This window comes from Eubacterium ramulus, assembly GCF_045002895.1.
In the GTDB taxonomy this organism is placed as follows: Bacteria; Bacillota; Clostridia; order Lachnospirales; family Lachnospiraceae; genus Eubacterium_I; species Eubacterium_I ramulus.
On sequence record NZ_CP173382.1, the window covers coordinates 2474373 to 2489047 of the forward strand.

At 45.0% G+C, this 14675-nt stretch carries 13 protein-coding genes; 5 read left to right on the forward strand and 8 right to left on the reverse strand.

Features of this window, described 5'->3' with window-relative positions:
* Positions 1-16: 16 nt before the first annotated feature.
* The 7 genes from ACIRUQ_RS11635 to ACIRUQ_RS11665 all read right to left on the reverse strand — a co-directional run bounded on the left by ACIRUQ_RS11635 (position 17) and on the right by ACIRUQ_RS11665 (position 6009).
* Positions 17-343: a DUF6145 family protein gene (locus ACIRUQ_RS11635; protein WP_022035621.1), complete on the reverse strand. Its 327-nt coding sequence runs from the start codon at positions 341-343 to the stop codon at positions 17-19.
* A 25-nt stretch (positions 344-368) separates the two neighbouring features.
* Positions 369-1346: a biotin--[acetyl-CoA-carboxylase] ligase gene (locus tag ACIRUQ_RS11640; protein ID WP_055290561.1), complete on the reverse strand. Its 978-nt coding sequence runs from the start codon at positions 1344-1346 to the stop codon at positions 369-371.
* A 96-nt stretch (positions 1347-1442) separates the two neighbouring features.
* Positions 1443-2441, reverse strand: a complete 999-nt coding sequence (argF, locus tag ACIRUQ_RS11645) for an ornithine carbamoyltransferase (protein WP_022035622.1) — start codon at positions 2439-2441, stop codon at positions 1443-1445.
* A 160-nt stretch (positions 2442-2601) separates the two neighbouring features.
* Positions 2602-3528, reverse strand: coding sequence for an SPFH domain-containing protein (locus tag ACIRUQ_RS11650; protein WP_021738665.1), 927 nt, complete (start codon positions 3526-3528; stop codon positions 2602-2604).
* A gap of 15 nt (positions 3529-3543) precedes the next feature.
* Positions 3544-3993 carry an NfeD family protein gene (locus ACIRUQ_RS11655; RefSeq protein WP_022035624.1) on the reverse strand — a complete coding sequence of 150 codons (450 nt, stop codon included), beginning with the start codon at positions 3991-3993 and terminating at the stop codon, positions 3544-3546.
* Between the two features lie 182 nt (positions 3994-4175).
* Positions 4176-5294 carry a cell wall hydrolase gene (locus ACIRUQ_RS11660; protein WP_055290562.1) on the reverse strand — a complete coding sequence of 373 codons (1119 nt, stop codon included), beginning with the start codon at positions 5292-5294 and terminating at the stop codon, positions 4176-4178.
* A 370-nt stretch (positions 5295-5664) separates the two neighbouring features.
* Positions 5665-6009 carry a hypothetical protein gene (locus tag ACIRUQ_RS11665; protein ID WP_156330989.1) on the reverse strand — a complete coding sequence of 115 codons (345 nt, stop codon included), beginning with the start codon at positions 6007-6009 and terminating at the stop codon, positions 5665-5667.
* Between the two features lie 282 nt (positions 6010-6291).
* Here ACIRUQ_RS11665 and ACIRUQ_RS11670 point away from each other — a divergent pair, with 282 nt between their 5' ends.
* Positions 6292-7359 (forward strand): undecaprenyldiphospho-muramoylpentapeptide beta-N-acetylglucosaminyltransferase, encoded by a 1068-nt coding sequence (locus ACIRUQ_RS11670; RefSeq protein ID WP_022035627.1) that lies wholly within the window; start codon positions 6292-6294, stop codon positions 7357-7359.
* Between the two features lie 96 nt (positions 7360-7455).
* Here ACIRUQ_RS11670 and ACIRUQ_RS11675 read toward each other — a convergent pair whose 3' ends face one another.
* The gene (locus tag ACIRUQ_RS11675; RefSeq protein WP_021738660.1) at positions 7456-7878 is read right to left on the reverse strand and encodes an HIT family protein; all 423 of its coding nucleotides are present in this window, start codon (positions 7876-7878) and stop codon (positions 7456-7458) included.
* Positions 7879-8260: 382 nt separating this feature from the next.
* Between ACIRUQ_RS11675 and ACIRUQ_RS11680 the strand changes: the two genes are divergently transcribed.
* Genes ACIRUQ_RS11680 through ACIRUQ_RS11695 form a run of 4 tightly spaced genes read left to right on the forward strand, consistent with a single transcriptional unit; the run spans position 8261 to position 14486 of the window.
* Positions 8261-11461, forward strand: a complete 3201-nt coding sequence (locus ACIRUQ_RS11680) for a thioester reductase domain-containing protein (protein ID WP_055290565.1) — start codon at positions 8261-8263, stop codon at positions 11459-11461.
* A 3-nt stretch (positions 11462-11464) separates the two neighbouring features.
* Positions 11465-12382: an acyl-CoA dehydratase activase-related protein gene (locus ACIRUQ_RS11685; RefSeq protein ID WP_055290566.1), complete on the forward strand. Its 918-nt coding sequence runs from the start codon at positions 11465-11467 to the stop codon at positions 12380-12382.
* Positions 12382-13530 (forward strand): 2-hydroxyacyl-CoA dehydratase, encoded by a 1149-nt coding sequence (locus ACIRUQ_RS11690; RefSeq protein ID WP_021738656.1) that lies wholly within the window; start codon positions 12382-12384, stop codon positions 13528-13530. Before ACIRUQ_RS11685 ends, ACIRUQ_RS11690 begins: the two co-directional genes overlap by 1 nt.
* Positions 13527-14486 carry an acyl-CoA dehydratase activase gene (locus ACIRUQ_RS11695; RefSeq protein ID WP_055290567.1) on the forward strand — a complete coding sequence of 320 codons (960 nt, stop codon included), beginning with the start codon at positions 13527-13529 and terminating at the stop codon, positions 14484-14486. The genes ACIRUQ_RS11690 and ACIRUQ_RS11695 overlap by 4 nt, the downstream gene beginning before the upstream one ends.
* Positions 14487-14675: the final 189 nt, after the last annotated feature.

Here is a 14675-nt window from a genome sequence, read left to right on the forward strand (position 1 = left end):
CTCCAATTACCCATTTTTACGCATCCAGCTGATGCATTACTTTATAATACATTTCCAGTGATTCTAACAATTCCTGCTTTGTGTTCTGCAACTGTTTCATCTTCAGAACACTTCCAATCTCGTCGTACAGCAGATCCCCTTCATCTGCCGCTGTCTCAAAGACCAAATCTCCGTCCTCATCAAATTTCAGTGTCAGTGTACCTCCTACGTCTTCCGTGTACAGTACACACATCAGTTTCAGTTCATCCTGAATCCCCTGTGGTATTTTCTGAAAATCAGGATTCAGATAATATTTTTTTGTATATGCACTGGATCCACACAGCACAACTTCTTCCTGGTTCATATTTAGTGGTATTCTCCTTCTATTGTTATACATAACCATATACGCCGCGCACAGACACTTCTCCGGACGACACATGCATAATCCCGTCCTCCGTCTGTACCAACAACTCACCTGCCTGGTTAATCCCCTGTGCCACTCCGGTATATTCTCTTTTCGGATTAAGCACCCGAACACTGCGGCCACGGTTTACCAGATGACTGTTATATTCGTTCATAAGTCCGGACAGATCCTGCGTCTGCAGATATTGTGCATAGTAAATTTCAAACTGTGCCATGATCTCTGCGATCAGTTTCGCTCTGCTGCATGTCACCCCGGTAAGTAAATACAATGATGTGGCCGTCGATGCCACCTCCTCTGGGAATACTTCGTTTGATACATTAATGCCTACACCGACGACAATGTAATTGATATAGTCAATCTGCGCACTCATTTCCGTTAGAATACCGCACACTTTTTTGCCGTCACACACAATATCGTTCGGCCATTTGATCTGTGTATCAATACCGGTCACCTGACGGATCCCTGCTCGCACCGCTAATGCCATAACCAGCGTCAACATGGACGCATTGCCTGGTGCAATATCCGGTTTCAGGAGCAAAGTCATAAAAATTCCTTCGCCCACTCTGGATTCCCAGGAGCGGCCACGGCGTCCTTTCCCTGCTGTCTGAGAGTCACTGACCACCAGAAGTCCCTGGCCGGCACCTTCTTCAGCCAGCTTTTTTGCCTGATCGTTGGTTGAATCTGTCTCGGAAAATACGACAAGCTGCTGTCCCGCCCATTCCGTATGTATCTGATTTTGAATTGTTTCCTCTGTAAGCAGATCCGGCTGCGCCGTCAGACGGTATCCTTTATTTCGCACCGCCTGTATCACATATCCTTCTGCCTCAAGCTGTCGGATTACTTTCCAGACTGCTGTGCGGGATACACCAAATCGCTCACTGAGTTCCTGCCCGGAGATAAAATCCGGACAGTTCTGCAAAAGTTCCAGAATTTTCTTTTTCACAATTTTTCCACCTAACCATGTAAAACGGACATTCGCAATCCGCTTTCGCTACTTGCTCATGAACGCAGACCTTAAGTCGTCTGTATGTCTTCAGTCCTATTTTTCGTCGCCGCCAAGTGTTGCATACATCACTGCTTTGATGGTATGCATACGGTTCTCAGCCTCATCAAATACAATGGACTGCGGGCTTTCAAATACTTCGTCTGTTACTTCCATGGCATCCAAACCGAACTTGTCATGAATTTCTTTTCCAATCTTTGTATGTAAGTCATGAAATGCCGGAAGACAATGCATAAATTTCACCTGCGGGCCGGCATTTTCCATTAATTTTGTATTTACCTGATATGGGGTCAGCTCTGCAATACGGCTTGCCCATACATCATCCGGTTCACCCATGGATACCCATACATCTGTGTAGATGACATCTGCACCTTTGGTTCCTTCCATGGCATCCTCAGTCAGTGTAATGGTTGCTCCGGTTTTCTCTGCGATAGCACGACACTGAGCTACCAGTTCCTCATTCGGAAAATATTTTTTGTTTGTACATGCAGTGAAATGCATACCGAGTTTTGCACATACAACCATCAGAGAATTTCCCATATTATAACGGGCATCTCCCATATACGCAAGTTTAATTCCTTTCAGATGACCAAAATGCTCCTTAATGGTCAGCATGTCTGCGATCATCTGTGTCGGATGAAACTCATTGGTCAGACCGTTCCATACCGGAACTCCCGCATATTTTGCCAGGTCTTCCACGATTGTCTGCTCAAATCCACGGTACTCGATACCGTCATACATACGCCCAAGTACACGGGCAGTATCTGCGATACTTTCTTTCTTTCCAATCTGGGATGCAGACGGATCCAGAAATGTGGCATGCATACCAAGATCAAAGGCGGCTACTTCAAAAGAGCAACGGGTACGTGTGCTGGTTTTTTCAAAGATCAGTGCAATGTTTTTGCCAGCCAGCACATCATGACGAATGCCTTTTTTCTTCTTTTCTTTGAGTTCTGCGGACAGATCGATCAGATATGTGATCTCCTCCGGTGTAAAATCTAACAGTTTCAGAAAGTTTCTTCCTTTTAAGTTCATCTTTTTTACCTCTCTGTTTTTCTCTTTTATAAACGGTCTTTTTTATTTTGAAGATACGTTTAAGACAAAACTGGGCCGCCTTCTTCCGGCAGCCCATGTTTTTCTCTTAATCACAACCGGTCGCAAAGCGACTGCGTTCAAACAACTTTGACCTGAATTTCTACTTTTCTTTTACATCTGCTGCTACTTCTACCAGAGATTTGGCAAGCCCTGCCATACCCTGAATCTCTGATGGGATAATAATCTTTGTAGCTTTGCCGTCTGCAGCCTTTGCAAATGCTTCCAGACTCTTAATCTGAAGCACTGCCGCATCCGGAGAAGCTTCTTTCAGGAAACGGAGACCATCTGCATTCGCCTGCTGGATCTTCAGGATAGCTTCAGCCTGACCTTCTGCTTCTTTGACAGTTGCTTCACGTTTTGCCTCTGCACGAAGGATGGCTGCCTGTTTCTCAGCTTCCGCATCCAGGATTGCAGATTCTTTCTTACCTTCTGCAACCAAAATTGTGGATTTCTTCTCACCTTCCGCACGGAGAATTGCTTCTCTTCGCTCACGTTCCGCTTTCATCTGTTTTTCCATTGCATCCTGAATTGCCTGCGGTGGAATGATATTTTTCAGTTCAACACGGTTTACCTTGATACCCCACGGATCTGTTGCAATATCCAGGGATGCACGCATTTTTGTATTAATGGTTTCTCTGGATGTCAGTGTCTCATCCAGTTCCAGATCACCGATGATATTTCTCAGTGTAGTTGCAGTCAGATTTTCAATCGCCATGATTGGATTTTCCACACCATAGGAAAACAGCTTCGGATCCGTAATCTGGAAAAATACAACCGTATCGATCCGCATGGTAACATTATCTTTTGTAATCACTGGCTGCGGGGCAAAGTCAACTACCTGTTCTTTTAACAGGACTCTTTTTGCCACACGGTCAATGATCGGCATTTTAAAATGAATACCAACTTCCCAGGTCCCCTGATATGCTCCCAGACGCTCCACTACATAGGCATTTGCCTGTGGAACAATCTTGATACAGGAAGCCAGGATCAAGATGATAATAACTACGAGAATAATAATTGCAATCATTGTATTGCCCTCCTTTTACTGTCCGACCGAACGTGTCACCATCAGCTTTACCCCGCTGATGCTTTGTACCAGAACAACTGCATTCTTTTCGAACGTTTCCTTCTCATCCACACTTCGCGCAGCCCATTCCTGTCCATGGATCATCACGCGTCCCTGCGACCGAAGATTATTAATCGGTTCAAGCACCACTGCTTCTTCACCGATCAGTGTCTGGGCATTCGTGCGGATATGACCGGAATTGAATTTTTTCTGAGCTAATGGCCGAATCAGCAGCACCAGTACGAATGATACGATCAGAAATATAACAATCTGTATCCCAGTGCCTGCCTGTGTGAGACTGACAAAGAAAGCCGCCAGTGAACCTCCGGCAAACCATATCGTCAACAACCCAACGGTCGCTATCTCAGTCAAAATAAAAATGACCAGAAGAATCAGCCAGACCATAGATGGCGATAAATCAAACATGTCAATCCCTCCTTTTCCTCGCTTTTCACCAATATACTATATTTTATCTTGTTTTACAATAATAATCCGAAAATTTCCACTTCGTTACGAGAGCGCCTCGTTTGCACTCCCACAATCCTTCCTAGATAAAGTAAAAAAACGGACAGCCATAAGGCTGCCCGCTATCCAATCTACTTATCTACTTAGTAAAAAATCTGGCTTCCAATCACAAGTCCGGATCCGCTTGTTCCGGCATGAAAATATTTTGCTCCGCCAGTATTATCCGCACCTGCAAGTGCTTCTGCTGCTGCCTGATAACAACTGGAAGAAATCTTACCATTACTTAATACCCGTGCAAGTTTTCCGCTTCTTGCCGGAGTGAACTGTCCACTCTGGTAGATAACACCGGAAATACTGTTCGGAAAAGATCCACTTTTCACACGGTTCATTACAACCGCGCCGACTGCCAGCTGACCTGCATATGGCTCTCCGCCAGCCTCACACTCAATGATGGCTGCCAGAAGCTGTGTATCACTTGCGGATGCACTGACTGCCGCGGAAGAGGTTGCTGTGGAATCTGTATTTCCACTCTGCGCTGCTGCAGCCTGCTGTGCTTTCGCTGCTTCTCTCGCTCTGATTTCTTCCATGCTGACTGCATCGTCGATATCAAGATCAAGATTTACATAAGCAGCTGCCACATAAGCAGTTACGCCGTTACATTCTACGGACACCCATCCGTCTACGCTCTCCGCATCTGTGTTTACTTTCAGAGATTCGCCTGCATCGATCACATCCAGAATCTTTGCATCTGTGCTGTATGATTCACGTACGCGGATTCCATCCGCATTTGCTGTTGCCTGTGTCTCACAATTTGCCTCTGCATATACCCGTGCTTCTTCACCAAACACGCAGTAAGCATTGCTGACATATCCTTCCACATCACCGGATTTTACTTTTGTCCACTCAGCTCCGACTTCCAGTACTTCCGCACCGGAACCATGATAGAACTTTCCGACTACTTCTGCATCCTGAGATGCTTCTTTTCGTATATTCAAAGAACTGTTTTCATCAACTGTAACAAGCATCTTGTTCGCCCATTCAGCTGCCTGGGCCGCTGCTGCAGCTGCCGCCTGTGCATTCTGATGTGTAATCTGGACAGATTGAATACCAGTGCTTGCGATCTGGCTTGCCCGGTCTAATACGCTTCCGACTACACCTGTTGTATCCACCTCAGCAGCACTTGCAGAAACGGCTGTTGTGACGGATGAAACTGCCAGCGCTGCTGTAATGATTCCGCTTTCAATAACCTTTCTAAATTTCATATGACCTCCTGATCCAGATTCTCTCTCAAATGCGTTCGAGAATCTGCTTTGATTGATATTTATAATTACCTTTTTGTTTAGTATTACGATTCTGTTTATTTCTATTCATTTCTTTTAATTTTGTTACAGAATTGTTACATAAACATTGCAGGCATTATAACAACCATTTTTCAGGATGTCAACCCTTTTTCCCTATTTTTGTGGATTATTCCACCATTTCTAACGTAAAAACAGCTATTTTCATATAAAAATCAGCTATTTTTTGTGTACTTTTTGGGATTGACTTTTTATCTGTTATTAATATTTTATTACATTACATTTCATTTGTTTTTTATTCTGCTTTTTCCCAGTCATTTTCAGAAAAAAGATGTTACGGAAACATCTCCCGGATCACACTTCCGAAGAGTTCCTCCTGTTCTCTGGATGGCTCTTTTCTGCTCCGTTTCTGCTCACCACTGCCTGTCCGCTCCCTGCGTTTCTCGCCGGTATTCTGTTCTATATTTTTCTTCTGTTCAAAATACATTTTCATCATTCCTTCTGTTCGTTTTGCTGTCTCCTTCACCTGTCTGCGGCAGCGTTTCACTGCAAGTAAATTCATGATCATAAGTACGAAGATACATCCCAGTATCATCACGCAAATTTCAGAAAAATGCTGTGTGTATACTCCTCTCACAAAATCCAGAATCTGCTCCATCCGGTGCCTCCCTTCTGCCATTTTTTATGGCAATTTGTTTTTTTTGATACATAACAAGTGTAACAAAATCATACACATAAAAAAAGACCGTACGCCCATGTTTTCGCCGCAAGTTTCGACCACTTTCTTCCTATTAAATTGATATTTTCACGGAGGAAAAAGAAACGCTTGTCTCAATATGGCAATAGGTGTATATTTAAGAAGAAAATTTTGCCGTCATGCATCAGAAGCATTCTTAAAGAATCGTATGACATAAAACAACAAGATATAAAATGACAATTGATTGATAGTGAGGATAATCATATGAAAAAAATCATTCTTACCGGCGGTGGTACAGCCGGACACGTCACTCCAAACATCGCCCTGTTGCCGCGACTGAAAGAACTCGGATACGATATTTCCTACATCGGTTCTTATGAAGGTATGGAAAAAGGGCTTATTGAACAGCAGCATATTCCATATTATGGTATTTCTTCCGGAAAATTACGCCGCTATTTTGATCCAAAGAATTTTTCGGATCCCTTTAAAGTAATGAAAGGATATTTTCAGGCATGTGCCCTGATGCGCAAATTAAAACCGGATATCGTTTTTTCCAAAGGCGGTTTTGTCAGTGTTCCGGTAGTGCTCGCTGCCAAACATGCTAAAATTCCTACCATCATCCACGAATCCGATATCACACCGGGTCTGGCAAACCGTATTGCCATTCCGGCGGCCAGCAGAGTCTGCTGTAACTTCCCGGAAACGATCCCGCATCTTCCGGAAGGCAAAGCGGTATTGTCAGGTTCCCCGATTCGCGCAGAACTGCTGCATGGTGATAAAAAGCGAGCCTATACATACACCTGTCTGACACCTGAGAAACCGGTAATCCTGGTAGTAGGCGGAAGTTCCGGCTCCAAGATTATCAACGATACTGTTCGCAGCCTGCTGCCGCAGATTCTGAAAAACTATCAGGTTATCCATCTGTGCGGAAAGGGCAATCTGGACCCGACACTGCACAATACAGAAGGTTATGTCCAGTATGAATATGCAAATGCCGAACTGGCAGACTTCTTCGCTGTATCCGAACTGGTAATATCACGTGCCGGTGCAAACTCCATCTGCGAGCTTCTGGCACTGCACAAACCAAATATTCTGATTCCGCTGTCCAGGAATGCGAGCCGGGGCGATCAGATTCTGAATGCAAACTCCTTTCAAAAGCAGGGCTTCAGCTATGTCATTGAGGAGGAAGAACTGACAGACCAAACACTGAGTGAAGCGATTCAGACCGTCTGGACAAAACGTGCCGATTACATTCATGCTATGGAAAGCAGTGATCAGATGGATGCCGTAACTACCATTACCAATCTGATTGAAAAATTGAGAAAGCACTGATCTGTATATAAATAAGAAGAAGGCGCATCACCGTAGCAGTGACACGCCTTCTTCTTATTTAACATCATATTGATCAGGGTATCAAAATATCAAAAACTAGTTTCTCATATCCAGTGTCTTACAGATTTCCGCAATTTCTTCCGCAGACAAATCCGCATGATTCCAACAGAGTTTTTCCTCATTTCCATCATTTTTATAACGCGGGATCAGATGCATATGAAAATGGAATACTGTCTGACCAGCCACTTCACCGTTATTCTGCACGATATTGAATCCATCGCAATGCAGGATCTCTGTCATCTTTGTAGCAAGCTTTTTCGCAAGGACAAAAATATCTGCCGCATCTTCATCCGGAAGTTCATAGATGTTTGCTGCATGATTCTTCGGCAGAATCAGTGCATGCCCCTTTGTTGCCGGACTTGCATCCAGGATCACCGTAAATTTTTCATCTTCATAGATGATATTTGTCGGAATATCTTTGTTTGCCAGTTTACAAAAAATACAGTTGTCGTCTTTCATCGCAATACCTCCTGTGTCAGCATTGATTTTTCGCAGATGCTATTTTCTTCTGCCTGTCTGACCTTATTCAAGCGAATATTCGCAATCCGCTTCGCTACTTGCTCATAACCGAATGCTGCTTTGCAGCTTATTCGGTTAAATTCAGTATAAAAAACTTTGTCCGAAAAGTAAAGCGGACATTCGCAATCCGCTTTCATATCTGAAAATCAGCATCAGTACTGCAATATCTGATGTTTTGTTTTCCCGCAAACTGAAACAGATTCCAAAAACGAATTATTTTATACTTATTTAACTTGCGAACCACATAGGAATGAACTATTATGAATAAGTAAAAGTTTCTGTATAGATAGAACAGAAAAAAACAGAGGAGAAAAAATCTATTATGAAAAAAATAACCTCACTCATTGACATTCTTTCCGCTCGGGCCGAAAAGTCTCCGGAACGTGTCATCTACCGTTTTCTGGAATACAAAAACGGCAAATGGGAAATGCAGAATATCACCATGCGCTCCCTCTATCATAAATCTCTGGAGATTGCCTATGCCCTCCGAAAAAAAGGACTTCGTCCCGGCGACCGGGCAGTCATCTTCAGTATGCAAGACTACGGCACAACTTATGCGATTCTGGGCTGTATGATGGCCGGTGTTACGTTCACTGTCATCCCGCCGCCTCTGGATGAAGGTAAAATCGCAAGGTTTATCTCCGTATTAAAATCCTGCCAGCCGAAAGCACTGATCTCCAATTATGCACTGGAACAGGAATCCGGTGTGAGCCTTACCGGCCGATTGATCCGGGAGGCATTTACCAGTGTCATCCGGCTGAAACGCATCTATACTGACCGTCTGACACCTTACAAACGGAAAGATGTCATTGTAGATGCCACAGAAAACCGTCTGGTTTACCTGCAGTACACCTCCGGTTCCACCAGTGCACCAAGAGGTGTCCGTGTCACATGGAAAGCACTGATGAAAAATTTGGAGCAATGTCAGGCATGCTATGATTTCAATCATGGTACCTTAGGTACCTGGGTTCCGTTTTTCCACAACCTGGGACTCGTGGTTACCATCTGTATGCCAATCTGCACCACAGATGCCTGTGCATACTTCTTGTCCACCATGCAGTTTCTGGAGAACCCAAAGCTCTGGATAAAAATGCTGCATGATTTCAATCTGACCTTAACCGTCGGTCCGGGTTCTGCATTTGATGCATGTACCCGTATTTTTACGCCGGAAGAAGCGGCAAAATATCCACTGACCCAGGTCACACATTTTATGAATGGCTCTGAATTTATCAGTGCAAAAACGGTAGAGAAATTCTCCAGGATGTTCCGGCTTTCGCCAAATGCTATGGCACCTGGCTATGGTCTTGCCGAAAATGTCTGTCTGGCGACTTTTGCTAGCCAGGACTACCGCACTCTGAAACTTGATTACGAAGCCTATCAGAAAAACTGTGCCGTCCTGGTGACAGAAGAAAAAGAAGGAGAACAGGTCAAAGAGATTGTCAGTGTCGGTGCACCGGTCAAAGACCTGAACCTCGTCATTGCCAATCCGAAGACAAAGAAACCTTATCCGGATCTGCACATCGGAGAAATTTTTATCTCCGGCGACAGCGTTGCAAATGGCTACTGGGGCAACCTGAAAGAAAATGCTAACTTCCGGGTGCGTCTGGAAGGCTATGACCGCAACTTTTATAAAACCGGTGATCTTGGATTTCTGTACGAAGGTCATCTCTACATCACCGGTCGTATCAAGGAAATGTTGATCATCAACGGCCACAATATCTTTCCAAGCGATCTGCAGGCATTGATCATACAGAAAGTTCCGGCTCTGGCCACCACCGCTTTCGGATTTTTCTCCACAAACGACGGAGATAAGGAACATGTCATTGCTGTAGTAGAATCCACACCGGAAGAAGATTTCCAAAAACGGGTGGGACAGATCAATGCTGCTGTTTCCGAGCGTTTTGGATTTTCTTTCTACGATATTATATTTGTGCCAAGAAGTGCAATCCCGCGGACAGATAATGGCAAGCTGCAGATGCTGAAAGCCCGGGATCTGTATCAGCAGGGCAAACTGCAGTTGCTGCACAGCAGCCATGCATACCGCACCGGAAGCGCTGAAACAACTATTATTGATAAATCCATCGACAAGGCGGATGAAATCCTGCTTCAGGTAAAATCTGTTTTCGAAAAGGTATTAAATATTGAACAGTATAATCTCACGGATTCCTTCCTGGAGCTTGGTGGAGATTCCCTGATGGGATTCGAACTGGTGAGCAAAATTGAAGAACGGTTCCATGTCAAACTGGATCTGCGGGAAGTCCTGTTGGATTCCTCTGTTTCCGGTGTGGCCAACTACGTCCGTCGGGTACTGACCGGTGGAAAAGGCACTTCAAAAGCTGTCAATCTGGAACAGGAATGTCACCTGGATCCGGCCATTTCCCCATCAGGAACCTATGAAACAGCTCCACAGGACTGCAGAAATATTCTGCTGACCGGTGCCACCGGATTTCTGGGTGCGCAGCTGATCCGTGCGATCCTGACCCAGTATCCAAAGGAGGGATTGCATCTGTACTGTCTGGTACGTGCAGATTCTGAAGAAGCCGGTCTGGAACGACTGATTAAAAATATGGAACACTACGAATGCTGGAAAGAAGAATATCGCGGCTTTCTGCATCCGGTGATCGGTGATCTCTCCACAGAGAAATTCGGACTTTCGGACGAACAGTGGCAGGAACTTGCCCAAACAATCCAGGTCATCTATCACAATGGTGCCCTCTTAAACTTCATCTTTCCGTATGAGTTTCTCAAAGAGACCAACGTCCACGGTACAGTAGAAACCCTGCGGCTTGCCTGTGCCGGACAACCGAAATACTATCACTATGTGTCCTCATATAGTGTTTACGACACACCAAACAACAAAGGAAAACGGGTCTACGAAAATGATCCGCTTAACACGGCACGCGGGTTTTCTCTTGCTTATTCCGAGACAAAATGGGTGTCTGAGAAACTGGTCGGCATTGCGCAGAAACGTGGTCTTCACACTGTGATCTACCGTCCAGGCGATATCACGGGTGCTTCCAACGGTATCTGGGAAATGGACGATATGGTCAGCCGTATGATCATAGGAACCATCCAGATGCAGGCAATTCCACGCACAAGCTACTGCATGCATATGACACCGGTAGATTTTGTAGCGGATGCCATCTGCTGTATCTCCCGCAAACCGGAAGCCATGGATCAGTCATTCAACCTGGTAAATCCAGCACCGGTTCCAGTGAAAAAGGCCGTTTCCTATATCCGTGCCCATGGCTACCCGGTGCGCTACATTTCGTTCGGTGCATGGAAAAGCAAGCTAAAACAGGCTACCGCATCCGAAAATGCTCTGACGCTGCTGGCATGCCTGTTCGAGAGCGGCACGGATGCCAATCCGGGTGTGCTGCGCCATTTTATCGGCAAAGATACCATCTATGACTGCACGAAAGCAAACGTACTGCTCAATCAGTCTGGCATCAGCTGTCCTCCTGTGGACGAAAAGCTTTTTGGTGCTTACCTGAATTATTTTAAAAAGAATGGATGGATATAAAATATGAAAATTGGAATACCACGGGCTCTGCTCTACTATCGTTACCATGTACTCTGGAATACATTTTTCCAGGAGCTTGGTATCGAAACTGTCATCAGCCCACATACAAATAAAACACTTATGGATGCAGGCAGCCACTACGCCATTGATGAGAACTGTCTCTCCAGCAAATTATTTTTCGGTCATGTGTCCGCATTGGAAGGAAAATGTGATGCTGTCTTTGTTCCGCGTATCGCAAATTACGGAAAAGACGGCGTCATGTGCTCCCGCTTCGAGGGACTCTATGACATGGCTGTCAATACCTTCCGGGATCATGACATCGATTTTGTCACCTGCAACGTAGACATTCAGCAGAAATGTCCGGAGGAGCAGGCTTACATCATGCTCGGTGTTTCCCTGGGTGCCTCAGAAGCAAAAGCAAGAGAAGCCTACCAGAAATCTTATCAGGCATGGCAGGCTGCACAGAAAGCACACATTGCAGAGGAGGAAGCCAGGCTCCACGATGACCGCATCAAGATCCTCGTTGTCGGACACAGCTACAACCTCTATGACGAATACATCGGCAAACCGATCCTGAAAGGGATTGAACAGCTGGATGCAGTTCCGATCTGCTCCGATGCAGTGGATCTGAAGCAGGCACAGGAAGATTCCCTGAATATCTGCAAATCCGTACCATGGATCATGAGCCGTGAGCTGCTTGGCTCCATCGCAAAATACCACAACGATGTAGACGGCATCATCCTGCTTACTGCATTTCCATGCGGTCCGGACTCCATGATCAACGAGATGATCATCCGCCGGATCAAAGACCGACCGATTCTGAACCTGCTGCTGGACAGCCAGGACGGAAACGCCGGTATTGAAACCCGTCTGGAAAGTTTTATTGATATTATCCGTTTCCGAAAGGAGGCACGCCTGTAATGCCGGAAAAGAAATATAAACTCTGTTATCCACAGCTTGGAAACTATGACATTCCGATCCAGTATTTTGTAAATAACGGACTGCATCTGGAATATCTTGCTCCACCTGCCATGACAAAACGAACCATTGAGCTCGGTGCAAAATACAGCCCGGACTTTGTCTGTGCACCATTCAAATGTATGATGGGCTGTTATATTGAAGCACTGGAACAGGGTGCCAACGTCCTAATCCAGACCGGCGGTACCTGCCGCCTGGGTTATTATGGTGAGCTCCATGAACAGATTTTAAAAGATATGGGGTACGATTTTGAGATGTTTAATCTCACTCTATTCCGCTACAAAAATCTCATCGGAATGTTAAAAGGCATGAAACAGTTTGCCCCGAACGCATCGCTGCTCCAAATGGCTAAAGCATTGCCTGCCACCGCCAGAATGATCACTGTCATTGATAAAGTTGAGGATAACTACCGTCAAAACATGGGCTTTGAAATTAAAAAAGGTTCCTACGATAAAGTATACAACCGTTTTCTGGCTCAGCTCCGCAAAGCAAAAGGACTGAGTGATGTCAACCGTATTTACAAAAAGGCCATCGCAGATTTTGATGCCATTCCCAAAAACAAACCCGCGCATCCACTGCGTGTCGGTGTGGTAGGCGAATATTTTACTATTATGGATCCTTATTCCAATCATGAGATTGAAAAAAAACTTGCACAGATGGGTGCAGAAGTACATCGCTGGATGAACCTCTCCAACAGTGTACTGCTCTGCCCGGATAAGGGAACACTGAAAAAACTGAAGGGTTATCTCACCTATGACCTGTACAAATTTCCATCTTCCCTGTGGGTCAATATCCAGAAAAAACTTTCCAGCAAATATACAAAATTTGACATGGGAAGTTCCAGTATTTCCACCATCGCCCTGGCTGAGCATTATGCCAAAAAAGGATTTGACGGACTGGTTCATGTAAAATCCTTCGGATGTACACCGGAGATGGATGCGGTTCCCGTACTGCATAACATCAGCTCCGATTACAAAATCCCTGTGCTGTACTTAAACTATGACACGCAGACCAGTGATACCGGTATTGAAACCCGACTGGAAGCATTTTATGATATGATCGCCATGAGAAAGGAAGTTACACAATCTTGAAAAAAGCATATTTAGGAATTGACATCGGATCTATTTCCACTAAAGGTGTCATTATCGATGAAGAAAAAAATATCCTCGCCGGAATCTATCTCTGGACCGAGGGAAATCCGATGGGCGCTGCCAAAAAAGTCATTGCTGCCCTGGGAGAAAAAATTGATCAGAATGAATATCAGGTCGTTGCTGCCGGAACAACCGGAAGTGCCCGCAAACTTGTCGGTGCCATGTGTAACGCCAGCATTGTAAAAAATGAGATCACTGCACATGCAGTAGGAACCACCACCCTGCACCCGGATGTCCGCACTATCCTTGAAATCGGTGGACAGGATTCCAAAATCATCTGTGTGGAAAACGGTGTTGCCGTAGACTACGCCATGAACACCCTCTGTGCAGCCGGAACCGGTTCTTTCCTCTCCAGCCAGGCTCGCCGCCTCGGTGTGGAAGTAGAAGAATTCGGTAAGATTGCACTTAGCAGCAAAAATCCTACACCAATTGCTGCCCGTTGTACGGTATTTGCGGAGTCTGATCTGGTACACAAAATTCAGATGGGACACAAAAAAGAAGATATCATTGCCGGTCTGTGCAATGCCGTAGCAAATAATTATTTAAATAATATTGGAAAAGGTAAGAAAATACTTGCTCCAATCGTATTCCAAGGTGGAGTAAGTAAAAATGAAGGCGTAGTAAAGGCCTTTGCAGACTCTCTGGGAGAAGAAATTATCGTAGATGATAACGGACATCTGATGGGCTGCTACGGAGCAGCAATCCTTGCACTGGGATGCGGAATTGAAAAACCGTTCAGCTTTGATGTGGCAGAAATGGAATTCGTGACACGCGAAGTCGTTTGTCCGAACTGTCCGAACCACTGTGAGGTCATCTGTGTTTATCGTGATGGGGAACTCATTGATTCCTGGGGAAATCGCTGCGAACGTGGCGAGATCAAACAAGGTCAGGAGTAGGATGGCTTAAAATTTAATATGTAAGAAAAAATCAGAGAAAATTTTCTCTGATTTTTTATTTACGGCATGCAACATAACATCTATTTTTATACAATATTATATGCATGCGCGGCACGACATCGCCACTGTGTAATTCAAGTCGAACGCACGTGAGACTTGGTGCGTGATTCTGGTCAGCGTAAGCTGACA